This window comes from Streptomyces hazeniae (assembly GCF_031845485.1).
In the GTDB taxonomy this organism is placed as follows: Bacteria; Actinomycetota; Actinomycetes; order Streptomycetales; family Streptomycetaceae; genus Streptomyces; species Streptomyces hazeniae.
Window position 1 is genome coordinate 1 of the sequence record NZ_JAVREQ010000088.1, and the last position, 633, is coordinate 633.

The 633-nt window shown below is 68.6% G+C and carries 1 protein-coding gene; it reads left to right on the forward strand.

Annotated elements, in window-relative coordinates; all coding sequences use genetic code 11:
* Nucleotides 1–304 precede the first annotated feature (304 nt).
* A partial coding sequence (locus RM572_RS28705; RefSeq protein ID WP_311676297.1) for an OsmC family protein occupies nucleotides 305–633 on the forward strand: 329 nt, incomplete at its 3' end.

Below are 633 nucleotides of genomic sequence, written 5' to 3' on the forward strand. Positions count from 1 at the left end.
TGTGAGGTCCCGCGAGGTACTGGACCTCTGGTCGCAGAACACGCTGGACGTGGGCTGTGGTCGACGAGGTTGTCGAGGGACAGAGCGCCGCCCGGCTGGCACGGGGGGACGAGCAGCCGGGCGGCCTTCCCGGGCAATACCCGCGCCGACGCCCTGAACGGGAAACGCCGGGGGCGCCCGGGAGCTCTCTTGTACTTACCGTCGCGCAGCGTTGTGCGGATGCGGTCTGCTCCGGTCGGGTACGCGAGGAGCGACCCCGCGTGTCAGACCGGGCCGCAAAGCTGTCACGGGCGAGAGTGCCGGCATGGCATCGCAGGAACGTGCGCTCTACACAACGACAGCCACTTCTCTTCACGGGCCGGACCGGGTGGAGTTCTCCGACGCGGAAGGCAGGTCGTTGCCCGTAGTGGCGCCACCAGCGCCCGGTGGACATGACGGTGAAGTGTGGGCGCCGGAGCAGTTCTATGCGGCCGCGATCGCCACCTGCTTGCACCAGGCCATCGCCGTGGTCGCCAGCGAAATCGGGGCGGACCTGGCCGAGAGTCGTGTTGCTGCGGAAGTGCAGTTGGAGCACTCCGGCGCCCTGCGCTACTCACTCAGGACTCGGGTTGTGGTCGAGCTTCCCGCCACCGA